This window comes from Spirochaetota bacterium (assembly GCA_030154445.1).
Taxonomy (GTDB): domain Bacteria; phylum Spirochaetota; class Brevinematia; order Brevinematales; family Brevinemataceae; genus Brevinema_A.
The window spans coordinates 52085-77325 of record JAGUQW010000004.1; the positions used below are offsets into that span (position 1 = coordinate 52085).

At 29.4% G+C, this 25241-nt stretch carries 21 protein-coding genes; 18 read left to right on the top strand and 3 right to left on the bottom strand.

The annotated features are described in order from the left end of the window. Window position 1 precedes the first annotated feature (1 nt). From KFW21_02225 to KFW21_02285, 13 genes are all read left to right on the top strand, one after another. Window positions 2–1060: a hypothetical protein gene (locus KFW21_02225; protein ID MDK2818247.1), complete on the top strand. Its 1059-nt coding sequence runs from the start codon at window positions 2–4 to the stop codon at window positions 1058–1060. A 92-nt stretch (window positions 1061–1152) separates the two neighbouring features. Next, window positions 1153–1482, top strand: coding sequence for a preprotein translocase subunit SecG (locus KFW21_02230; GenBank protein ID MDK2818248.1), 330 nt, complete (start codon window positions 1153–1155; stop codon window positions 1480–1482). Between the two features lie 68 nt (window positions 1483–1550). Next, a complete protein-coding gene (gene ispD, locus KFW21_02235; GenBank protein ID MDK2818249.1) occupies window positions 1551–2216 on the top strand; it encodes a 2-C-methyl-D-erythritol 4-phosphate cytidylyltransferase in 666 nt (221 codons plus the stop codon). Window positions 2217–2301: 85 nt separating this feature from the next. Next, entirely contained in the window at window positions 2302–3789 is a 1488-nt protein-coding gene (locus KFW21_02240; protein MDK2818250.1) for a glycogen synthase, read from the top strand. A gap of 207 nt (window positions 3790–3996) precedes the next feature. Then, entirely contained in the window at window positions 3997–4926 is a 930-nt protein-coding gene (locus KFW21_02245; GenBank protein MDK2818251.1) for a D-alanine--D-alanine ligase, read from the top strand. Further along, entirely contained in the window at window positions 4923–5657 is a 735-nt protein-coding gene (locus KFW21_02250) for an FtsQ-type POTRA domain-containing protein (GenBank protein MDK2818252.1), read from the top strand. The genes KFW21_02245 and KFW21_02250 overlap by 4 nt, the downstream gene beginning before the upstream one ends. 18 nt (window positions 5658–5675) lie before the next feature. Next, on the top strand, window positions 5676–6920 hold the full coding sequence (gene ftsA, locus KFW21_02255; GenBank protein MDK2818253.1) for a cell division protein FtsA: 1245 nt from the start codon (window positions 5676–5678) through the stop codon (window positions 6918–6920). Window positions 6921–7041: 121 nt separating this feature from the next. Beyond that, window positions 7042–8631: a cell division protein FtsZ gene (ftsZ, locus tag KFW21_02260; protein MDK2818254.1), complete on the top strand. Its 1590-nt coding sequence runs from the start codon at window positions 7042–7044 to the stop codon at window positions 8629–8631. Window positions 8632–8681: 50 nt separating this feature from the next. Then, the gene (locus KFW21_02265; protein ID MDK2818255.1) at window positions 8682–9896 is read left to right on the top strand and encodes a hypothetical protein; all 1215 of its coding nucleotides are present in this window, start codon (window positions 8682–8684) and stop codon (window positions 9894–9896) included. After that, window positions 9897–10367, top strand: coding sequence for a crossover junction endodeoxyribonuclease RuvC (ruvC, locus tag KFW21_02270; protein MDK2818256.1), 471 nt, complete (start codon window positions 9897–9899; stop codon window positions 10365–10367). It abuts the gene before it with no gap. A gap of 71 nt (window positions 10368–10438) precedes the next feature. After that, on the top strand, window positions 10439–11899 hold the full coding sequence (locus KFW21_02275; protein ID MDK2818257.1) for a trypsin-like peptidase domain-containing protein: 1461 nt from the start codon (window positions 10439–10441) through the stop codon (window positions 11897–11899). Between the two features lie 115 nt (window positions 11900–12014). Beyond that, complete coding sequence (locus KFW21_02280) at window positions 12015–13694, top strand: Na+/H+ antiporter NhaC family protein (protein MDK2818258.1); 1680 nt, start codon at window positions 12015–12017, stop codon at window positions 13692–13694. 107 nt (window positions 13695–13801) lie between these two features. Further along, window positions 13802–14419, top strand: a complete 618-nt coding sequence (locus KFW21_02285; protein ID MDK2818259.1) for a hypothetical protein — start codon at window positions 13802–13804, stop codon at window positions 14417–14419. A gap of 7 nt (window positions 14420–14426) precedes the next feature. On the opposite strand, the gene mnmE is transcribed toward KFW21_02285, so the two are convergent. From mnmE to yidC, 3 genes are all read right to left on the bottom strand, one after another. Next, entirely contained in the window at window positions 14427–15797 is a 1371-nt protein-coding gene (gene mnmE, locus KFW21_02290; protein MDK2818260.1) for a tRNA uridine-5-carboxymethylaminomethyl(34) synthesis GTPase MnmE, read from the bottom strand. Between the two features lie 23 nt (window positions 15798–15820). After that, the gene (locus tag KFW21_02295) at window positions 15821–17287 is read right to left on the bottom strand and encodes a hypothetical protein (GenBank protein MDK2818261.1); all 1467 of its coding nucleotides are present in this window, start codon (window positions 17285–17287) and stop codon (window positions 15821–15823) included. 113 nt (window positions 17288–17400) lie between these two features. Further along, the gene (gene yidC, locus KFW21_02300) at window positions 17401–18966 is read right to left on the bottom strand and encodes a membrane protein insertase YidC (protein ID MDK2818262.1); all 1566 of its coding nucleotides are present in this window, start codon (window positions 18964–18966) and stop codon (window positions 17401–17403) included. Window positions 18967–19160: 194 nt separating this feature from the next. Between yidC and murA the strand changes: the two genes are divergently transcribed. From murA to KFW21_02325, 5 genes are all read left to right on the top strand, one after another. After that, window positions 19161–20432 carry a UDP-N-acetylglucosamine 1-carboxyvinyltransferase gene (gene murA, locus KFW21_02305; GenBank protein ID MDK2818263.1) on the top strand — a complete coding sequence of 424 codons (1272 nt, stop codon included), beginning with the start codon at window positions 19161–19163 and terminating at the stop codon, window positions 20430–20432. 36 nt (window positions 20433–20468) lie between these two features. Beyond that, on the top strand, window positions 20469–21659 hold the full coding sequence (locus KFW21_02310) for a hypothetical protein (protein MDK2818264.1): 1191 nt from the start codon (window positions 20469–20471) through the stop codon (window positions 21657–21659). A 107-nt stretch (window positions 21660–21766) separates the two neighbouring features. Then, entirely contained in the window at window positions 21767–22705 is a 939-nt protein-coding gene (locus KFW21_02315; protein MDK2818265.1) for a hypothetical protein, read from the top strand. 236 nt (window positions 22706–22941) lie between these two features. Beyond that, window positions 22942–24120 carry an arsenic efflux protein gene (locus KFW21_02320; GenBank protein ID MDK2818266.1) on the top strand — a complete coding sequence of 393 codons (1179 nt, stop codon included), beginning with the start codon at window positions 22942–22944 and terminating at the stop codon, window positions 24118–24120. Between the two features lie 7 nt (window positions 24121–24127). Then, window positions 24128–25195 (top strand): chromate transporter, encoded by a 1068-nt coding sequence (locus KFW21_02325; GenBank protein MDK2818267.1) that lies wholly within the window; start codon window positions 24128–24130, stop codon window positions 25193–25195. Window positions 25196–25241: the final 46 nt, after the last annotated feature.

Consider the following 25241-nt stretch of genomic DNA (forward strand, 5'->3'; position numbering starts at 1 on the left):
AATGATAAATGCACTGATTCTTACTGCTGGAGGCTTGGATTCCTTACTTACCATCAAATTAATGGAACAAACTAAGATCCCTTTTCAAGTTGTTCATTTTGATATAGGATTAACACACAATAAACCTATTGTCGCGGGATTAAGAATTTCTAAATATTTTGGATTAGAAAATATTATTCGAAACAGTATAGAGATTGAAAAATTTGATGTTGCCAAAGAATTCTATGCTCAAATTTTAAATATCAAAAATTACAAAAATTACAATCCATGTTTAGAATGTAAAATATTTATTTTAAAAAAAGCCAAAGAATATATGAAAGAAATTGGTGCTCAGTTTATTGTTACAGGAGATGTCGTAGATCAACGCCCTTTAATACAAGGTAAATCAGCACTATTAACAACAGATCAGCAAGCAAATGTAGAAAACATTGTTTTTAGACCTTTATCAGCTAATATACTACCTCAATCGCCCCTACTATCTTCTTTTCCTGAATTATTAAAAATATCACATGATTTCACAAGTTTTTCTCAAAAAAGAATTGAATTGGCACAAAAATTAAATATTACCTACACTCCATCTGTCTCTGAACAATATTTTGACAAACACAAAGAAGAATTAGCCATGGGTAAAAAAGCATTTGAAATATTTGAAAAACAAAAAACAATCAATATTACTCATGCAAATCGTATAGGATTGCATTTCAAAATAGATGACACGACAAGGTGTGTTATTGGAAGAACACCTTTTGAAAGTAACTATCTCAAAAAATTCTATGAAAAATTAAAAAACAAAGATTTTGCTTTTTGTTCAAATACTCCTAGTTTTTTATTTGGATTTATGTATGGTTCTAATAACATAGAAATTCATGAGACAATAGCTCTGAAAATATTTAGTGCTATTGTCTTCCAATATCATAATTCATCAAATATTCAATTATTCAATCGTGAAAATCTATTATTAGGGAGTCAAGTGATAACTCCTTTTTCACAAATAGAAATAAAACAATATATTTTGTATGCCAATGAAATGTATTGTCCTATTAATTCTTTAGATATATAGCAAAATATTTACAAATCACTTGCTTTTTTATATGTTACATATTATACTATTTAACATTATATAAATAATTTATATTATTTTCGGAGTTTTCTATGATTATTTTTTTACTAACTATTTTTATTATTTCTATTGTACTATTAATTCCTACAATATTATTACAAACTAATGGAGCTAATAATGGAATGTTATCCTCTAATATTACAGCAGGAGCATTTGGTGCTCGTTCTAATGAAGTGTTAGTAAAATTCACTAGTTATTGTGTTGCTGCTTTTATTCTTTCAGCTCTGTTATTATCTATCCACTTCATTCGTATAAATACTGATTTTGTTGAAACAGATGTTCCTGCTCAAAGTGAAATGACTGAAACAACAGCTAATCAAATCACAGAAGAAGAAGCTAGTGCTCTTCCTATAAAAGAATAATCAATAATAACAAAATCAAAATCAAAAAAAGGTATTTTTATACCTTTTTTTTGATAATAGAGGTTCTCATGAAACATGTCGCTATTATTGTAGCAAGTGGATCTGGTTCTCGATATCATAGTACTATCCCCAAACAATTTACTCATATTAATAATAAAATGGTACTAGAATATACCATCGAAAAATTTATGAATATTGTAGATGAAATTATTATAATGGTACATCAAGATTATCAAAAATCTATGGTGCAATATTTTTCGCATCTATCCAATATACAAGTATGTATTGGTGGTAAATCACGACAAGAGAGTGTTCTTAATGGTCTCAAATATCTACAAAAACATACTCCAGATATTGTTACTATTCATGACAGCGTTAGGCCTTTAGTATCCCAAAGCATGATTTTGGATTCTTTGGCTACTGCCCAAAAATATAATTCAGCTATTCCTATTATCCCCATTGTAGATTCTTTATGGCAAAAAAATGAGACTCATACTCTTTCTACATCTTGTGATAGAAATTTATTTGTCTGTTCTCAAACACCTCAAGCTTTTAATTACAAACAAATCCTCCAAGCACACATGCATGCCAAAGATATTCTTTCACAATTTAGTGATTGTGCTGGTGTATATACAAATTTATTTCATAATGTACATACTTACGAAGGCAATAAAAACAACATCAAATTAACTACTACGGATGATCTAGCTTTTATTAAGTTTTCACTACATTAATAATAATTATTTACTTGACTATCTATGATTTAATTATTATTATTGATTATCAAATCAAAATAATACTATTTGCAGGGAGTTTTTTATGTACATACAAAAAAAATATAAAGTTCTATTCGCTAGTAGTGAAGCTGTTCCTTTTGCAAAAGTCGGAGGATTGGCTGATGTTGTTGGTGCCCTTAGTAAAGCTTTAAATCAAAAGAAACAAGATGTTCGTATTATTATTCCAAAATATCGTTCTGTTACAGAATATATGAAAAAATATCATATCAAAGCAGAAAATATTTATAAAGTAGATATTGAATTTAATGATACAGTATATCCTTTTACTATAGAAGAAGTCTCTTATCAAGAAAATAAATTTATTTTTATTGATATTCCTGAATTTTTTGACAGAGATAATCCCTATATAGATACAACTACGGGTAAAGATTACAACGATAATCTCAAGCGTTATGTGATTTTTAATAGGGCTGTTCTTGAAGCGTGTAAAGTTATTTCTTGGATACCAAATATTATTCATTGTCATGATTGGCACATGGGTTTAATTCCTTTATTCAAAAAAGCACTGCCTGAATACAGCACTGTATTTCATCAAACAAAAACTGTGTTTACTATACACAATTTATCTTATCAAGGTGTTTTTTCTGTCGATCAATACCCAAGTCTAGGTATTGATTGGAAATATTTTCATATTAATGGAATCGAATATTTCAGACATATTAATTTAATGAAAAGTGGTATTGTCTTTTCTAACGCTGTAAATACCGTTAGTAAAAAATACGCAGAAGAAATCAAAACAGACGGTAAAGGATCTGGATTAGAAGGTATCATTAGAGAAAAAACAAAAAATGGTATTTTTTATGGTATTATGAATGGTGTTGATTATACAGAATGGGATCCATCGGTAGATTGTATTTTAAAAAAAAAATATTCTCTCCTATACAATGCCGATCACCTCGATAGAAAAGCTGAAATAAAAAAAAGATTTACCAAAGAAAATGGTATAAAAATTAATAAAAAAACTCCTCTCATTGGTATTATTACAAGACTATATGACCAAAAAGGAATGGATATTTTTTTAGAATGTATAGAAAAATTATTACAAGATAATATAGCTTTTACAATTCTAGGAACAGGTAAAAAAGAATATGAAGACAAATTAACCGCTTTATCATTGAAGTACTCTTCTCTCATGGATGTTATGATAGGATTTGATGTAGATCGTTCCCATGAAATCGAAGCAGCATCTGATATTCTTTTAATGCCTTCTCGATTTGAACCATCTGGACTTAATCAATTATATAGTCTTCGTTACGGAACAGTACCTATTGTTAGAAAAACAGGGGGGTTAGCTGATTCAGTTACCGATGGAAAAACAGGTTTTGTTTTTGAAGAGTATCACCCCGAAGCTTTATTAAAAACGGTTTTCAAAGCTATTAATATCTGGAGAAATAACAAACCTCTATGGGAAAAAATTGTCAAAACAGGTATCAAAGAAGATTGGTCTTGGAAAAGATCCGCCAAAGGATATTTAGACATGTATAATGAAGTTTCATCTGTACCTAGTTGATTTAAAATCACTAAAAAAATAATACACTTTATCAATAGATAAGGTGTATTTTTTTGTATATTAGTAATATCTATCATATTAAGTATTTGAAACTTACTAAAATTTCTAGTCAAAATTTTGACGAAAGTTTAATAATAACTCATAATATTAAATAAAGAAAAGTCTCTATCAAAGAAATTTTTTTTAAATAATATCTAGGAAAAAGATATGCACTTAAATAAAGTTCTTGTTTTAGCTGGTGGTTCTTCTGTAGAAAAAGAAATTTCAAAACAATCCGGAATCAATTTGTATCAAGCTCTCTCTGAAGCTGGTTTTGATACAACTATAATAGATCCTACGCAAGATGACTTTTCTTTTGATTTTCTCAAAAAATATGATGTTATCTATCCTATTTTACATGGTAATAAAGGTGAAGATGGATGTATTCAAGGAGTTTTAGAAACTCTCAATATTCCTTATGTTGGTTGTGATGTGCTTTCTAGTGCTATTACCATGAACAAATCCATTACCAAAAAAATATTTCAATCCTTAGATATTCCTTGTGCTAAAGGTTTTACCACTACTTCTAATATACAAGACAATTTAACAAAAATAGAAGCTATTAATTATCCTGTCTTTATCAAACCTGTAAGTGAAGGTTCTAGTATTGGCTCTCTAATCCTTCATAACAAAGAAGAAGCACAAGATCTCTTGCCTAAGCATCTACAACAATTCCCAAATTCTCTTGTGGAAGAATTGCTCATAGGTAGAGAAATGACCGTAGGAATTATAAAACAAAACAATCAAATACAAATACTACCTATATTAGAGTTAAAACCTAAAGCTGAATTTTACAATTTTGAGACAAAATATACCGCTGGTATGACTGATTTTGTCATGCCAGCACCTATGGATCAAGAGACTTTAAATCTTATCCACTTTCATGTAACAACAATTTTCAAAGAATTTAATTTAAGAGATTGTATTCGTGTTGATTTGATGCTTACTGATAAAGGACCTATTTATTTAGAAATAAATACAGCTCCTGGCATGACACAAACTAGTGATATACCATTAATGCTAACAGCAGCTGATATTAATATAAAAGATTTCGTTACTCAAATGATTAAAAATGCACAAGAGAGGAACTTTAGTTGAACAAAAAAATATCAGCCTTGTTAATTGTTATTATATCCATTCTTAGTGTTATTGTTCATCAATCAATCTATGATATTTTAAATATCTTTACAGATAGTTTTTCTATTAAAAAAATTGATATCACAGGTGCTACTTATTCTCATAATGATAATTTTGATCAAATTATTACTGAAAATACTAATATCATACAGGGTAATCTTCCAAAATTAAATATAATAGAACTAAAAAATCAATTAGAACAATTAGAATTGATTAAAACAGTAGATATTAGCAGAGACTTGCCTCATACTCTTAAAATAAAAGTAATAGAACGAACTCCTATTGCTATCGTAAAGACAAAAAATTCATCTTATAAAGTAGATAACAGTGGTTTTATTTTATTATCTATTACAAATATTTTACCTTTTGTCTTGCCTGTTATTAATGTTGATTTTGGAATTGCCTTAAACAATAATCAAATTGTTGATGAACATCTTGTAAAAACATTATCAACATTAAATAGTACTAATATAAATTTGATTGATAAAATAAGCATTGATAAAAATCGAGAAACATATTTTACTTTAAAAAATATAACACCACAATTCTACATTGAAAAATTAATACTTACAGAAAATTTTCTTCTCAAAGCTCAGCGTATAGGTAAAACAATTAATAGTACTAATATACAAAAAATACCAAAAATTATTGATATATATAGTAACAAAGATACATCAATAGGATTTTTCTAAAAATAAAAAGGATCTAATGTGAATACAAATCATTCTTCTTCTATAATTGCAGGTCTCGATATAGGGTCTAGTAAAACTAGTGTTGTAATTACTAGACTTAATAACAATAACAAGCCAGAAATTTTAGGTGCTGCTAGTATACCTTCTCGTGGTATTAGAAAAGGAGTTATTGTTAATTTGGAACAAGCCGCATTAACAGTAACAGCTGCTATTGAACAAGCAGAATTACAAGCAGGGATAACAATAGAATCTGTAATTTTAGGTGTATCTGGTGGACATATAGAATTAACAAAAAGCAAAGGAATTATTGCTATTCCTTCACAAAAAGAAATTACTAGTGATGATGTTAAAAGAGTAATAGAAACAGCTACTACCATTATAATTCCTCCTGATAGAGAAATTATTCATGTATTACCGCAATCATTTTCTGTAGATGACCAATTAGGTATCAAAGACCCTACGGGAATGATGGGGTCTCGTTTGGAAATTCATGTTCATATTATTACTGTCGCAGCTACTTCTGTAAACAATCTTATCAAAAGTGTCTACAAAGCAGGATTTAATACAGCAGATATCATTCTTAAACCTCTTGCTGCAGCTCGTGCCTTGATAAAAGAAGATGAGAAAGAAGATGGTTGTATCCTAATTGATATTGGATCTAGCACCACTAATTATGTTATTTTTACTGAGGGTGGTATCAAACATACAGGTCAATTATCTATAGGTGGTGGGCATATTACTAATGATATTTCTTATGGAATGAAAACCACCATGCACATAGCAGAACAAATCAAATGCAATTATGGTTCAGCTATAGCAACATCTATTCCTATGCAAGAACAATTAGAAATACCTACTCCAAATAATAGGACAGAAAGAATAGAAAGTCGTCGTCTACTATCCGAAATTATACAACCACGTTTGGAAGAAATATTATTTTTAGTTAATGAACAAATAGAAAAAACAGGATTTAAATCGCATTTATCAGCAGGCGTTATACTTACTGGTGGCGTTTCATGTACTGAATATATAGATGAATTAGCTAGAGAAATTTTTCAATTGCCTGTTAGAATCGGTATGCCTTATCAATTTCGAGGACTAGATGAATTTGTTAAAAATCCTTCTTTTTCTACTGCTACAGGCTTGTCTATCTATGGATTACAAAATACTCCTAAATTAGATTATACTAGTAGCCCTGATGAAGATAAAAATTTTCAAAAAATTGTCTACCGTATACAAGATTGGTTTAATGAGTTCTTTTAAAAAATTTAAAAATATTTAAAAAAAAAATAAAATACCGACAATTAATATAATAGATGCTACAAACTTTTGTTTTAAGACTTATTCTATTTAAATAAATATTATTTTGATACTTGGAGGACTAATGTCTTACTTTGAAGAATTGTGGAGTGCAGGTAAAGATGAAAACGAAGCTTTTTCACAAAATTCACAAACTGAACCAAATATTTTTTCTATTTTTGATTCAGAGCAACTCGAATCTAATAATAATTCCCTTGAAATCCCTTCTGTTCCTATACAGGAAGAAGTTTTTTTTACCCCTCAAAATATCGTGAATACCCCTCCCTCTAACACACCATTACATGCCAATCTTGAGCTAGAAAATATTACTGTAGGCGGTAATCTAAAAGTTCTCGGTGTTGGTGGAGCTGGTTGTAATGCTATTAATAGAATGATAGAAGATAATGTAGCTGGTGTAGAATTTATTGCAATTAATACAGATGTACAAGTACTAAAAAAATCATTAGCACAAAAATGTATTCCTATAGGATCTAAAATCACTAAAGGATTAGGAGCTGGTGCTAAGCCTGAAATTGGTGAAAAGGCAGCTATTGAAAGTTCTGAAGAAATTAGAAATAATCTTAAAAATACAGACATGGTATTCATTACTGCTGGTATGGGTGGTGGTACAGGTACAGGAGCAGCTCCTATAATTGCTCAAATAGCAAAAGAATCTGGATCTCTTGTTGTTGCCGTTGTAACATTACCATTCTCTTTTGAAGGCTCAAAAAGACAGAAAGCTGCTATTGAAGGAATAGATAAATTAAAAAATCATGTAGATACAATGCTTGTTATTTCAAATTCACGAATTTTTGAAATTGTTGAAAAAAATACTTCTGTAAAAGATGCTTTCAAAAAAATTGATGAAGTATTAAAACAAGCTGTTCAGGGCATCTCTGGTATTATTAGTGACACTGCTATTATTAATGTAGACTTTAACGATATAAAAACTATCCTTGCAAATCGTGGTGAAGCAATTATGGGTATTGGTCAAGCAAAAGGAGATGGTCGTGCGTTGAAAGCTGCTCAAGAAGCTCTTGCAAATCCTCTAATCGAAAATAATACTTTCAAACAATCAGGAGCTATGGTTGCTAAAATCATTGGTGGGTCTGATTTTGATATGAAAGAATTTCATGAAGCAGCAGAAGCTATTTCGAAATTTTGTAGACCTGACGCTGAAATCATTATTGGCTTAGATTTTGATGAAAATTTGAGAGATCAAGTGCGTATCATTATTATAGCAACTGATCTAATAAGAGAAAATCCTAATAAAAATTCTATACCTATACAATCTCAACAGACTCAACAAACTCATAATGCGTTTAATACTATAGAAGATTTACAAAATATGCATTCTCTTGAGAACCAACATCAACAAGATTTAAGTGAAAAAAATTATATTGATTTTGATGAAGATTGGGGTATAAAATCAACACCTACTCCAAAAAGTTTTTCACAACAACAAACACCTATTCAGCAAGCTCAACAGAATACTTTTGGAGAAAGAAGAAGTATTGACTTTTCTTTGAGAAAAGAAGATACACAAGTGTATAATGAATTTGATCCTAGTGAAGCTAGGCGTTCTGTAAGTGGTGTTCCCTCTATGGTTTCTGACTTAGACACTCCTGCATTCTTAAGACGAAGAAAAAAAATTCACAGTGACTCAAATTATTAATAATAAATCGTACCGTTTTTAACGGTACGATTTATTAGATAGGATATATTATGAATAATATTAAATTAGTTCTATTACTTTTTTCTATTTCGTTACTTATTAGTTGTCAACGAAAAACATTATCTTATGAAAAAATTTTTGAAATAGATCTTGGATTTGAATCAAACCAAATTGGAAGTAATATTCCTATTTTAGAAAGCTATAGTAATAGACAAGGATTTCCAGATAATTTTCTTGTAGATGTTCCTAAGATTACTATTCAAGATTTCAAAATATATATAGCGGATTCTTATAACAAAGTTGTCAATGTATTTCCTTCTGGAATAGGAAAAGGAAATATTAATAATAATCCTACCATATCAATCCCAAACAAAGGAGAAAATTATTCTTTCGCTAGACCTTATGAAGTTTTTGTAGATAGATATAATGATATTTATGTACTTGCATCCATAATAGATTCAGAATCTTATGAAGTTCAAAATTATAGTAATCAAACAGCAGAAATTAAAAATTATGATCAATTTCAAAAAAATATTAAAAAAATATCTGATACTAATTTTTATATTTACAAATTTTCTTCACGCGGTGTATTTTTGTATCGTTTAGGAATCAATGGTATTAATTCTAAACCAATATTATATCCTACTCAAATAAGTGGAGATAATTTTGGCAATCTCTATCTTTATTTTTTAAATTTTGATACAAAAAAGAATAATCATTATTATATCATGCGTCGATATTCTAGTATAGGTGAATTAAATTTTGAATTTAATAGTAAAACAGTTGATCTACAAACTAATATTAATGATATATATTATAATGGGAATATTATTAATATTAAAAATTATAAGCATGATGAACAACTTGCAATCTTAACTGAATATCAACCTATCACTAATAGTAACAAGGAAATCATCCCCCCTAATATAGAAAATATTTGGTCTTCAGTTAATGTATATTCTATACTAGAAAATGATTTTACAACAGAAGTCTTTAAAAATAAAAAAATTACAGAAGATATTCTTGGTATTGACAAACGAGGACGAATTTTTTTCCAAAGTTATAATGAACAGACAGAATCTTTAAAAATAAGGATATTAGATCCAGAAAAAAATCATGAAAAGATATATTTCACACCAATTCACTCGTCTTATTATATATTGTTTGATTATTTTTTAGACAATAATGGAACTCTTTATAATTATCTCTTAGATAGAAATAATAAAATTATTGTTCTTCAATGGAACACTGAAGATAAATCATAAATGATTATTTGTGGTATAGATCCAGGATATGATAGAGCTGGATATGGATTTGTAAAAATAGTTGAAAATAGATGCGAAGTGTTAGCTTATGGATTGGTATCTACAAAAAAAAATAAATCATTTTGTGAAAGAATATTTGAATTAGGGATGGATTTTGAACAATTATTTGATACTTATAAACCAGATCATATTTTCATAGAAAAACTATTTATGGGGCGTAACACTTCTACAGTTTTACAAGTTGCTGAAGTCAGAGGCGTACTTCGTTATCTTGCTCAAAAAAAAAACACTCCTCTCTCTGAACTGGCTCCAACAAGTATCAAAAAAACAGTTTCTGGATATGGTGCAGCAGACAAACAACAAATGATTAGAGCTATTACTCTCCTTTTGAAATTACCTGAAGCACCGCACCCTGATGATGTGGCAGATGCATTATCTATTGCGTTTTGTGGTTATATAAAATTATCATAATCGAATCTTTTTAAAGAATTTATCACTTATATATTATAAATAATTCAAACTAATAATTATAGGAGAATTTCATGTTTTATAAAAAATTTAAAAATATAATAATAATGACTATTACTATTATATCTATTATTTCTGGAATATCTATAATACAAGCTCAGAAACAATCATTATCTATTTCTATAAGTAATAAAAATATAGAAGATTTACCAGAATTATCAAGTGTACAAAATTTACAGACTGTTCTTAGAGCTATTGCAAAAAATATAACTCCAGGAGTTGTTAGTATTGAAATAGATGGATCAAAAAATGTTCCAGCGTCTATTTCCTCAGATCCTTTTTTTCAATATTTTTTTGGAAATAGAGAAGAATTACGCCGTCAATATAATTCCGTAGGTTCTGGTTTTATTATTACTCCAGATGGATATTTATTTTCTAATTGGCATGTTGTCAAAGATGCGTCAAGTATAAAAATAACATTAGCAGATAATCGATCATTTGATGCCAAATTAATTGGTGCTGATACTGAATTAGATATAGCTCTTCTCAAAATCGAAGGTAAAGATTTACCTGTTGTTCCGTTAGGCAATGCTGACGAAACACAAGTTGGTGATCTAGTTGTAGCTATTGGAAATCCTTTTGGATTATCAAGCACTTTTACTTTTGGTACTGTTAGTGGTTTGGGAAGAGAGGGGGTTTTACCAGGATTACAACGCTTTCTACAATCTGATGTAGCTGTCAATCCAGGAAATTCAGGTGGACCTTTACTAAATATCAGAGGTCAAGCAATTGGTATCAACACAGCAATTCGTTCTCAAAGTGGCGGATATGAAGGAATTAGTTTTGCTATTCCTATTAATATTGCGCGAAGTATTGCAGAACAATTGTTTTCTTCAGGAACAATAGAAAGAGGTTTTTTAGGAATTGTTCCTCAAGAGTTAGATTCAATTACACGGAAATCTCTTAATCTTGAGAATGCCGAAGGTATCTTAGTTTCTTCATTAGAAAGTAGAGGTCCTGCTTACGAATCTGGAATAAAACAAGGTGATATTATTACTAAAGTTGATAAAACTACTATTTCAACACCTTCTCATTTAACAGAAATAATAGCTACTAAAAAACCGAAATCAAGCGTAGAGATAGAAGTTTTACGGAATGGACAAAGAACTAATCTTATAGTCACTCTTGGAATGAGACCTTCAGCCTTGGTAAGAGGTAGAGCAGAAGAAGGTGCTGAAGATCCTGGAAATCCATCCTCTAGTGTTATTTTTAAAGATATTACATTTTCTAGCCCATCCGATAATGATCTTAAAAGAAGTGGTGCAACAGAGGGAGTTGTTGTTTCTAAAGTAAATCCAAATAGTCCTCTTGCATTTATTGTATCTAAAGGTGATATCATTGCAGCAATAAATAATTATCCAACACCAAATATAGATGAATTTAGAGAAGTAACCCAAAATCTTGCTAATTCTCGTCGTTTTGCTTTTGCTATTTATAAAAATGGATATTTAGTATATCGTAGTATAGAATTTTAAGTAATATACAAAAAAAAGGTACTACACATAATATATGTGTAGTACCTTTTTTTGATAAAGTATTGCAATATTTTATCAAAAAAGTTATAATTTACTAATATTAGGAGTCATCACTATGTTATTTAAAAGTATTATTTTCTCTTTTATTTTAACGCCATCTTTTTCTTGGGGATCGTCTCCTGAAGAAAATGCAATAACTTTTGGATTATTAACACTTATTCCTCCTGTTTTATCTATTCTATTAGCATTTATTACCAAAAATGTTTATTCGTCTCTATTATGTGGTATTTGGGCTGGAGCATTGTTATTATCTAAATCTGAAGGATTTTTTACCACTGTATACAATAGTTTTGAAAAAATGATAGTTATTATTATTACAGTTCTAAGCGATAGCTGGAGTGCTACTATTATTGCACAGCTTATTACTATCAGTGGAATGATAGCTATTATTAGTAAAAATGGTGGTTCTTTTGCAATAGCATCAACAATAGCAAAAAAAGCAAAAACAGCTCGTTCAGCACAGATATTTACTTGTTTTACCGCTCTTTTTATTTTCTTTGACGATTATGCTAATTGTTTAATTACTGGTCCTGTTATGAAAACTATTACCGACAAATTAAAAGTATCTCGTGAAAAATTATCTTTTTTAGTTGATTCAACAGCAGCACCTATTGCTGGTATTGCACTAATTTCTACATGGATAGGCTATGAATTAGGAGTGTTGAGAGATGCTTATATCATTGCAGGAGTTACAGATCCTAATACTTATCAAATTTTCATACAGACACTCCCTTATCGTTTTTATAATTTCTTTATACTTGGCTTTTTATTCATTATAGCTTTTCTTAACAAAGATTTTGGACCTATGCTCCATGCTGAACAGCGAGCCAGACAAAAAGGGATCATGGTCAACTCATCACCTTCAGAATCAATAGATGATTTTTTAATACCAGATCCTAAAATAGTATACAAAATGTCTAATGCTTTAATTCCATTAAGTGTTTTAATTTTAGGAACATTTTTTGGGATTTGGTATGATGGTTATAGAGAATTAGTATCAAATAATACAGATTTTTCTACTCTTCATGGATATGACTATATGTTAGCTATTTTAGGATCTACAGATGTAATTGTTGTCATTCTAAAAGCATCTATTTTGGCTAGTATTGTAGCAATTATGGTATCAACTATAAACAAATCTCTAAGCTTATTCGAGGCTATTAAGATTTGGATTATAGGTGCTCAAAATCTTACAAGTACCGTAATTATATTAATATTAGCTTGGTCTATTTCGGCTATTATTAAAGAAATTGGTACTAGTGCTTATATCATTACTATTTTACAAAATAATATTCCTGTAGTTATTATCCCAACGATAACTTTTATCTTGGCAAGTATAATCGCATTTTCTACAGGAACATCCTATGGTACTATGGGAATTTTAATGCCTTTAGCTATTCCTTTAGTTGCCACACTTAGTGGTGATGCAAATAGCACACTAACTACTATTACAGCAGGGACTGTGCTAACAGGAGCTATTGTTGGTGATCATTGTTCTCCAATTTCTGATACGACTATACTATCAGCTGGTGGTGCAGGATGCCCTCTCATTGATCATGTGAATACTCAATTACCTTACACTATTTTTGTAGCATCCATATCTATTGTCTGTGGTTATTTATTTATAGCATTGGGCTTACCTATTATTGTAAGCTATGTTGTAGGTTTTATTTCTATGATAACTATTGTGTTTTTCATTGGAAAACATCCTGATACAGAACCAATCAAAGAATAATTAAAATCAATAAAAACTCCCATCTAGACAATTAGAAGAGAGTTTTATTTATATAGTAATTAATCCTTGTATGTTTTTATCTTATATTATAACAAATCAGAGGAATTATGAAAAAAATAAATTTTTCCAAACCTATTGTTGGAACAGAATGGATTACAGCTACCGAATATATTTTACCAGACGGTACAACAACAACTATCAAACCAGAATCAATGACACAATTATTTAACAACACGCTTGTTTATAAAGACAATCCTAGAATTATCCTCAGAGGCAAACTCGATTCTTTTCAAGCTGAATTAATTCATTGTATTTTTCAATGCCGTACTCTATATTCAGTGTCTTCGGATTTGTTATTACAATTACGCGAATTATTAGACTACTCACGCAATATACTCAAATACGAAGTTTTAAATACAGCACTTCCTGATCAAAATTTGCTTTCATGGACTTATGATGAAATAAGACTACGCTCTCACAATCCTTTAGAATTCTACAAATTAGAACAGATGGTATTGATTGATGATAGTTTTCAAGGGTCAGTTATTTTACTAAATTTACTTCGAGCAAAAATAAGAGAAATTGAATTAATTGCTGTGCAGACATTCAAAGATAATACTCAAGATACGCATACAAGTCTCATTATGGGACTTAATAGAATGAGTTCTTGCTTTCATATTTTGATGTATCAAGAGATGGCTTTTTTATTTTCTAAAGAATCATAAAAAATTATTATTTTCCTATACAAAATTGAGAAAAAATTCTATCTAAAATAGCATCATCTGTAGTTTTACCAACAATCTCTTCCAAAGATAATCTGACTTTACGGATATGTGAAGCAGTAAATTCTTCGGATTCTTGATTGAGAATACATGTTTTTGCTAATTCCAAATGTATTTTACTTTGATTAAGTAGATTTTCTTGTCTGATATTAGCTACCAAAATATCACTCTCAGGATCAACCCCTCCAGCAAAATAAAAACGAGCAATTTCATCAAAAATCAATTCTATTTCTTTGTTATCTTTAGCAGATACTTTAATAATAGGATGTGTATCATCCAATTCAAGTTTTTGAACCAAATCATTTTTATTAAATACTCTTAATATACTTTTATTACTATCTTGTAAGATCTTAATGATAGTCTTATCTTCATCTTGAATAAACATAGATTGATCCATAACATGAATCACTAGATCGGCATTTTTAATTGCTTCTAACGAGCGTTTTGTCCCTTCTTTTTCAATGGCGTCTTCCGTTTCTCGTAATCCAGCCGTATCAAAAAATCTTATCAGTAAGCCTCGTGCAGATATTCTGTGTTCAATCACATCTCTTGTTGTTCCTGCTATATCACTAACAATCACTCTATTTTCATTTACCAAAGTATTAAGCAAAGATGATTTGCCAACATTCGGTCTCCCTACCAAAGCTACTTTTACCCCATCGGTACTCATCTTACCAACTTGCGCACCTAATAACATGTGATTTACTTGAGTAAGTAAAGATTCTATTCGTCTTACAAATTGATTCGACACTTCTTCTATATCAACTTCCTCTTCACCATGATCGATAGCAACTTCTAATAATGCTAACAAATCTAAAGTCTCTTGGTGAAGTAAATCAATTTTGTCAGTTAATTTTCCTTCTAATCGTCCGATTGCCTGAGCATGAGCAAATTTCGTTTGAGATTCTGTAAGATCTCGAATTGCTTCAGCTTGAGTAAGATCAATTTTGCCATTGAGAAAAGCACGCAAACTAAACTCACCAGGATCAGCCACAGAAACACCCAAAGTACCAAGTATTCTCATTACTTCATTCACAATATAAGGGCTACCATGTGTCCAAATTTCAAGAGATTCCTCGCCTGTAAAAGAAGTTCCATGATGGAAAATACCTATCATTACTTCATCGATAATAGCCTTTGTTTTAGGATCAAACAATTTACCATAAGCAATTTCATGTGATTTTTTTGAGTTTAGAGATTTGGATGATTTAAATAATTTTTCTACAGTTGTTATACTATTAGCACCAGAAACTCTTATCATCGAAACCCCAGCTACACCTGGAGCAGTTGATGGAGCTGCAATTATTTTATTATTTATCATATATCTATCCTAAGAAATATTTTTTATTTATTTAAATTATTAATAAGCTCATTGTAACATTCATACAAATGATTAAATATAGTATAGATATCTTGAGAATTACAATTCGATAAACCATGTGCATACTTAGACAATTTATCATATTCTTTTATAATTAATGAATAACCAATCTTATCATTTCTATTTTGAATATTTTTGTGTGCATATGAAGTCAATCCTTTATCATTACCATCCTTCTCAAAAACTAGAGAATCACCCAAAGCTCTCAGTAAAAAAGCTGTTGCAAAATTTCTTTTTTCAGGTTTAATATCTGATAATTCTCGTAAAACACGAAATGAAATATTTTTAGAACATTTTTTTCCATGTATTTCAAGCCACTCATTAATTTTATTACAAAAAATTTGTTCTGACACAGGTTTTTTATAATTAGCGTGCTTAGATGAATTTCTTGAAACCTGTGTTTCTGACTCATCTAATATAGATATATTATGAACTTGTAAATGTGTTTCAAACAATCTATTTTCTACTCCAGATTTTTCACCCTCATTATCCATAATATTATTATCTTGTATACTTTCATTAGATTCAACAATATTATTTTCGGTACCTATTACAGATTCACTTGTATTTATTTTTTTTATAGATTTTTTATTTGATGAGATTTCAGCTATCATTTGATTGATACTATCTTGAGAATGATCCTTAAATAAATTATTAGTAGAAATCAATGTTTCTTCAATTTGAGATAGACCGTCGTATATTTTCTTAATTATTGTTTTATAGTTTCTGTCTGCACTACTTGAATTTAGTTTATTATTACAAAATTGTAACATTAATTGATTTAATAAAGTTGTTTGAAGATCATTTAATTGATCTATATTAACAAAATCAATCTTTAATGTTTTAAAAATACTATAAGATCTAAGATAAAAATTCGTAAATATATCTCCTTGTTCTGTTTCCATACAATTTGTAATATTATATTCAATCTGATTATAACGAAAAGAAGAATCTATTGCTATTTGTTTCAAATGATCATATATTTTTGAAATTAATAAATCTTGATCACTTGATTTACCTGCTTTCATATTTATTCTTGCTTGAGCGATGAGTGTCCAAGGAGTAAAATTTGATTGAGTATGTTTTTCTATAATGTCTAAATTTGCACTGATCTTATCTTTAAAAACAATGCATGAGATGGTGAAATCCTCAATAATAAATGGGTGTTTATCTCTTTGCATATATAATAAAGTTGACAATCGAGTATTTCCATCTAAAACTATATATTTTCCTTCATTACTAGAAGGACAAACTAAAAACGATATATCTTGCATAATATAAGTAGACATTGCTTTCTGTAGTTTTTTAAAACCTGCTGAATATTGAACAAAATATTCGTAAATAAATTCTTGATCTTTATGTTCTAAAACACCGTATCGATAGTTTTCATGATCAAATTCTAATTGATCTAAACTTAACATTTCTCTCATTTATGTTCCTTAATTTACATATTTATTATTATATATTTTAAATTTTCAAGCTAATATTATCAAAATTCCCACCTTAATAACTAAGATGGGAATTGACTATGATTGAAGTTTTTTTAATAACTAATTTTTTTAGAATTACTATCCAAATTAACAAATTCTTGTTCAAAAATAGAGAAAATGTTTTGTACTGTCCAATATAACACCAAACCTGAAGGCATATTCCAAAATAAGAACAAGAATATTAAAGGCATAAAATAACTTTGTGTTTGCATTTGTTTTTGCATTTCATTCTGAGTATTACCCATTCTACTTTGTTGACGAACTACAGTAACTAATTGTAATACAGTCATAATTAAAGGAAGTAAGTTGAAACTAAAAGTTCCTATTGTGAAAAGTGAATCAGGCATTGTAAGATCAGAAATCCACATGAAACCAGCACCTCTTAATTCTACAGAACGAGAAAGGACTCTAAATAAAGCAAAGAACACAGGGATTTGTAATAAGAGTGGCAAACACCCACCCAAAGGATTGGCTTTTTCAGATTTGTATAATTCCATAGTTTTAACTTGTAAAGCTTGTGGATCATGTCCCCATTTTTCTTGAAGTTTATTTAATTTTGGCTGAAGATCTTTCATTTTTTTCATAGAAAGAGCAGATTTGATAGAAAGAGGTAATAACAATAATTTCACTAAAATAGCAATAAGAATCAATGTCAAACCAGCACTTCCTGTTTTGGAAACAAGAGTAGACATCATCCATATCGTTCCATTTTCTATTGGTTTTAATAACCAATTAAATGCTATAGGCCATGCAAATAATTTTTTGTATTGAGCTGCAACTATTTGTTCATGACGAGGACCAACATAATAATCTAAATCATATGTTAGTGATTGATTAGGAGCAATATTAGTTGCTAAAACTTGTACGCCCAAACTTATACGAGATTTTGCACCAAATTGTAACCCATTATAAACAACAACTGTATTGTCAAATTTTGGTTCTACAATTGCTAAGAAAAAATTATCTGATATTGTTGCCCATTTTACATCTATTAAAAATTCAGAAGGTTTAGGACCACCAAACCAACTACCACCATTAATATTTACTTTTTGTAATTTTTTACCATCAAAAAATTGATATTCTGGAATGTTACTATTATTTGTCGTTGCACGAGAAATATCAAATAAGGAAGCAAATGAAAAAGCTATACCTTCAAAATCTAATTTGAGATCAGCACGAGAAATATTTGAAAGAATTAATTGTTCTTTTATAATACCATTATCAAGAAGAACAATAGTTCTTTTAATATTAACATTTTGTTTGCCTACCATGGCATTAGCAGAAAGCTTGATAGTATTAGAATCTTTTTGAGATACTTCGTAACTAGGTCTATTATTATTTGTTATTAATTCTGTATAAGTCCCAATAGTAAAGTCTAAAATGGCAAGTTGATTGCTTCTATCTTGCATCACAATATTATTAGAAATACGATTCCAAGAACCATTAATATAAAAATCGGAAACATGGCCATTAATTGAAGAAAATACAAACTCTATAGAATTATCAGGAGCAGATACTGTATATATTTTTTCATTCCCAGTCTTAGAATAAGTCACATTTTGAGTATAAGTTTGACCACTAATTAATACCATCAACAACAATATATTTCTAATAAACATATAACCTCCAAATTAATTCACAATAAGTAACATCATACTATATAAAATAAATATCGTCAAGAGTTTTTTAACAAAACAAAGCTAATTAAAAAAGAACTCAACAGTGATATTTTTGACGAAAAAACAAAAAAAATGTATAATGTATCAACATAATTAATACCAATATAACACAATACATATTTTAAGGATTATCCATGCTTGCAAAATTTGTCATAGAAGGTGGACAAGCTCTATCCGGTACTGTCACTATCAGTGGAGCAAAAAATGCAGCTCTGCCTATTTTGGCTTCTACTATTCTATCAAAAGAAACTATTACCCTGCATAATGTTCCTGTTTTGGCCGATATTAGTACTATGTTTGCCCTATTAGAATCATTAGGAAAAAAAATAACAAGAAAAGATAATACTGTTATAGTAGAAGAACCAAATCAACTTGGATACGAAGCTCCTTATGATATTGTAAGTCGTATGCGAGCATCTATTGCGGTGATGGGACCTTTAGTGGCACGCCTGGGCAAAGCTCATATTTCTATGCCTGGTGGGTGTAATTTAGGACCTCGTCCTATAGATCTTCATATCAAAGGTATTGAAGCTCTTTCTGCTACTTGTTGTACAGCTCATGGTTATTTAGATGTTAGTACACCTGAACAAGGATTGATAGGATCTGCAATGAATTTATCTTCCAAAAGTGGAAGTTCTGTCCTTGCTACAGAAAATATTCTTATGGCAGCAACATTAAGTACTGGAACTACCATTATTAATGGAGCGGCAAAGGAACCCGAAGTTGTAGATTTGGCAGAATTATTAATAAAAATGGGTGCTAAAATTAGTGGAGCAGGAACTGAATCTATTACAATTGAAGGCGTCTCCAAATTACACGGTGCTGAACATTCAGTAGTTGCAGATAGAATTGAAACAGGCACTTTTATTATTGCTGCAGCGATTACTGGTGGAGAAATCACTATTAACAATTGTGTTCCTGCCCATTTAGGAGAAGCAATTCGTCTTTTTAGAGAAGCTGGCATTATTATCGATATTATTAATGATACAACTATTTTAGTCAAAGCAAACGCTCAAAAAACAGCTGTTGATTTTACTACTTTACCACACCCTTTATTTCCAACAGATTTACAATCACAATTTGTCGCTTATCTCACTCTTGCAGAAGGAAAAAGTATTGTTATAGAAACTATTTATCCTGATCGTTTTATGCATGCAGCAGAATTAAATCGTATGAGTGCTAATATTACCGTAGATCACCATAGTGCAAAAATAATTGGTGTCAAAGCACTCTCCAGTGCTTCTGTAATGAGTTCAGATCTTAGAGGTGGTGCAGCTCTTGTATTAGCCGCTTTAGCAACAAAAGGGACTAGTGAAATATTGCGTATTTATCATATTGATAGAGGATACGATAAATTTGAAGAAAAATTAAAAAAAATAGGTGCAAATATCACTAGAATCAAATAATAATAACAAATAGTATATTGTACAAGTGAGTATTCTATGAATTTTTCTACTAAACTATATTTCCGCTTATTATTATGGTCTCTTATTTTTGGTTTTGTCTCTGGTATTTTTGGAATTAGTTTGGCTTTAATTCAAATTGCCAATTTTTATCTTCAAGAAGGTACTCAACAAGTATCTGATACTTATTCTTATAAAGTATTAAATAGTGAAAAAAAAATATTAACAGATGATATTATTATAGAATTACAAAATATTTCAGGTATTGCTTTTGTAGACCCTTATTTATCTCCCACTAATGAAATCCTTGGAAGTATTAATTATTTCGGTTTTTCAGCATCTTATCCCGTTCAAATACAAGGAATCCCAAAAAGACTTGGGCAAAAAAAAGCTAAAAACAATTACAAAAATTCTTGGGATTCCGCCGATTTATCATCAATTCCTATCCTTCTTCCTCAACAAGCTATCGTATTATATAATAATCTTGCTCCTCAACGATCTTGGCCAACTTTATCAGAAGAGTCATTCTTAGGATTACCTGGAGCCAAAATTTCTATTGACAAAAATGAATTAAAAGCTATTATTTCTGGATTTGATGCTGATGAATTTGGTACTATTATCACTGTATCTTCTCAAAAAATATATGCTATTTTTGAATCATTAAACTTAAATCCTACTTATGATTATATACTTATAGAAACAGTACCAGGTCTTACAAAATCTCAAGCAAGAGATTCAGCAAATAACATAAAAGATCTTGGATTTGAACTCACTTCAGCAAAAGAAGAAAGTTTTCAACAAGGGATTTTTATTCGTATAAAATATACAATTACTATTTTTGGATTTAGTATTATAATTGCTTTTATGTTTTTACTTCATTATAATCTTCGTTTTCTATTTGCACAAATCAGACAAAGAGTTTTGTTGTATAGAATCTGGGCTATTAAAGATACAACTGCTATCAAATCCGTATTTTTCGCTATTATATTCTCAATAATTACAGGAGTGATCTCGTGGCTTATTTGTTTTTTTGCTGTTATTCCTGCTCAAAAATATATTATAGATACCATTACAAGATTTGGTATTAATGCACCATCATTAAGAGATAGTGTTAAAATATCTCTAGAAACAGGGGTTCTTAGCATGTTTTTATTTTTCAGTATTACTTTATTGACTATTATTCATTTCTTTTTGACTACACCTAAAGCTAACCACATCAAAAAATTCTAATCCCCCATTCTCTTCTTTATTTATTTTTTTAAATCATTAAAGTTTTTCTATATCTTCCGAAAACTTTGTAAGTCTTACAAAAAATAGTGTAAATTAAGGAGAATCTCATGAAACACAAATTATTAATTTTAATGAGTTTTATTATATCAATAAATATTTATGGACAAGGATTAATTGAGCACAATTTTATTGATTTCAATACTTTTGAAGAGCAAATTCAAGAAACATATCCAAATCCAGAAAATCAATTATTATCTGTAGAAGGTAAAGCTGTTGCAGATATTGGATCTGAATTATTTATGTTAGATAATTGGCTCGTATCTCTTACTAACTCTTCTGGAGAAAATAAAATTTCTCAAAGAGATTCCTATAGTAAAAAAGTTACTAGTGGAGAACAAGGTACTGTTTTAGGTGTTCGTATTAAATTTCCAGAATGGCCTTATAGTGGAGAAGCTTTAATTAGACCAAAATTTCCTATTCTTCCTTTTACTAAAGATGGTAAATATGCTAATATTAATAATGGTGTCTTAACCAATGTCGGTACTATCAAAGAATTCACACTGTGGGCCAATGGTAGAAATTTTCCTTTTACAATTGGTGTTCGCGTTACAGATCTTAAAGGTAAGATCTCAGAATTTGGTCTTGGTTCTTTATTTTTTGTAGGTTGGAGAAATTTATCTTATAAAAACCCATTCTTTTCTGATAGGATTATTAATAATATCAAACCAAATAATCGCATTTATCCTAGTGATATTCCTCTTATACGTTTTGAACATATTGCAATTTATAGACCAGGGAATTATGCTGGTGGAGATTTTGTAAGTTATTTTGGTAATATGAAAGTTTCCTATACTCCATACCTAACTGATATACCAACAGATATCAACGATGAAGAAACATGGGGAATTATTTCAGATCAACAAGAATTAAGAGCTTCTGGTATTAATTCAGCACTTTATGAAGAAATACTTCAATACGAATATGCTAAAAAACGTGTTCAAACTGAAAACAACAATGAAAATACAGAAAATGAATATCCTGAATAATAATCAATATTTTAATAAATGATATAAATACCGTCACACGGAACAGGGATGTCATCGTTTGTCGGAAAAGAAGAGATAAGCTATAAAATTCTTCTACGCTAACAGAGACTAAAGCACAGTAGTTGTATAACTACTGTGCTTTTTTATGTACGTCGACTTTTTATTAGCTTTTTTTCTTGCTTTTTAAATGAAAATATGTTATTATTTTTGTAGATACAATCAAAATGGAGGGTGTAATGAATTTATTGCAAATACTGTACCTATCAGCATCGAATACATTTATTCAAGTTGGAACTTTCGTTGCTATGACTCTTTTAATATTTGGATACATTAATTACAAAACACAAGGAAGATTAATAAATTCATTTACAAAATATAAACATCTTCAAGTATTTTTTGGAGCTTTACTAGGCTTAAGTCCTGGTTGTGGTGGTGCTATTCTAGTAATGCCTTTATATTTAAAAGGTCAAGTGACTTTTGGAACTGTTTTGGCAACCTTGGTAGCAACTATGGGTGATGCCGCTTTTGTCCTTATTGTTTCTGCTCCCAAAGAATATATATATATAAGTATAATTTCTTTTATTACAGCCTTAGTATTTGGATATAGTTATGATTTTTTCAAAAAAGATTCCTATTTCAAAGTTCCTTTCAGTAGCGAAAAGTTACAAGCAAATAATCCTATGTTCCAACCTGAACAAACTTCTTTTGAAGACGATATACAACCAAACTATGTTCCATGTCCTGGTTGTAATACAGAATATAAAATTAAAATCCCTTCTCTACAAAAATCAATCTACTATTTTCGTCACCATTATGGGTATCTGATTATTTGGATATTATCTATTTTGGCTTTTCCATTAGGTATTCTAAACTTAATACAAATAGATTATGAAATAGCTTTTCCTATTAAAAATCTTGGTATTATTGGAGCTATAGGAACAGGCTTCTGTGTTATTTATAATCTTATCATCAAAAAAATATTTATTGATGATATCTTACCTGAAATTAAAAGCAAACAATCTTCTTTAAAGGAAACTCTTATTCATAATGCCGAAGAAACATCTTTTGTAGTTATGTGGATATTTTTAGCACTTTTTACTTACGATCTTATAGTTGCATTTATTGGTGGCCCTGAAGTTATTGCACAAGCTCTACAGCAAACTGGTTATCTTACTATTGTTATTGCATTATTAGTAGGATTATTACCAGGTTGTGGTCCTCAGATTATTTTAGCAACTCTCTATTCTCAAGGGCTGATCCCTTTCTCTGCAATGCTTACTAATGCTATTTGTAATGATGGAGATGCCTTATTTCCACTTATTGCGATGGACAAACAATCCGCTCTTTATGCAAGCTTGTATGGATTGCTTCCTGCTTTTGTTATAGGAACGATAGCTTATTTTTTAGGATTTTAGATATTTTATGCTTCTACAATTATTTCAAATTTTTTTAAAAATAGGATTCACTGCTTTTGGTGGTCCTATTGTTCATATAGCTATGGTGGAGCAAGAAATAGTTAGCAACCAAAAATTAATTAGTAAAGATCAATTTTTAAATTATATAGGGATGGTTAATCTCATTCCAGGACCTAATTCCACACAATTAATTATGTTATGTGGCTTAAAACTAAAAGGAATATCGGGAATGTTAGTTTCTGGATTTGCTTTTATTTTTCCAGCAGTATTAATCACCCTTATCTTAGCTATCATTTACCATCAATCTTCAAAACTCACTTTTTTAATTCCTATTTTTAGTTATCTCAAATATGGCATATTTCCTATTATTTTATTTTCTCTTATAAAATTCACCAAAACAGCCTCCAAAAATTATTCTCTAGCACTGATTCTTATATTATCTACTCTTACTAATTTGATTTTCAATAATGAAATTCTAATTATTTTTGTTATGGGAATTATTGGTTTTATTACTAGCATCTTAATTAAAAATAATAAAAACAAATTATATTCTATAAATGTAATTTTACTTTCTACTATATTTTACAAATTTTTAATTATTGGTTTCACTTTATTTGGTGGAGGATTTCTACTAATAGCCTATGTTAAGGATCAATTTTTTCAAATGTTAAGTAATGAGCAAATTTTAGATGCTATTGCCTTTGGACAATTTACTCCAGGTCCTATATTGACTAGTGCTACTTTTATGGGCTATCAAATGGGAGGAATCTTAGGAGCTCTTGTTGCAACAGTAGGTATTTTCATTCCTTCGATTATTCTTATTCCTCTTTTAGACAAAATATTTTCATCATATAAAAATCCTAAGATATCACTTTTTATTGATAATATTAATGCTGCTAGTATAGGAGTAATGCTTGCTATTACGATAAAAATAGCATTAGAATTGGGTGCAAATTTGTATGGATTGCCTATCATTCTAATTAATAGTCTTTTATTTTATAAAAAAACACCAACTTTATATCTGATTTTTTTATCGATGATTTATGGGTATGGGATATCTTTTATTAACATATAAAAAACACCTCAATTGAATAAGATCGTATAATTGAAAATTCATTACA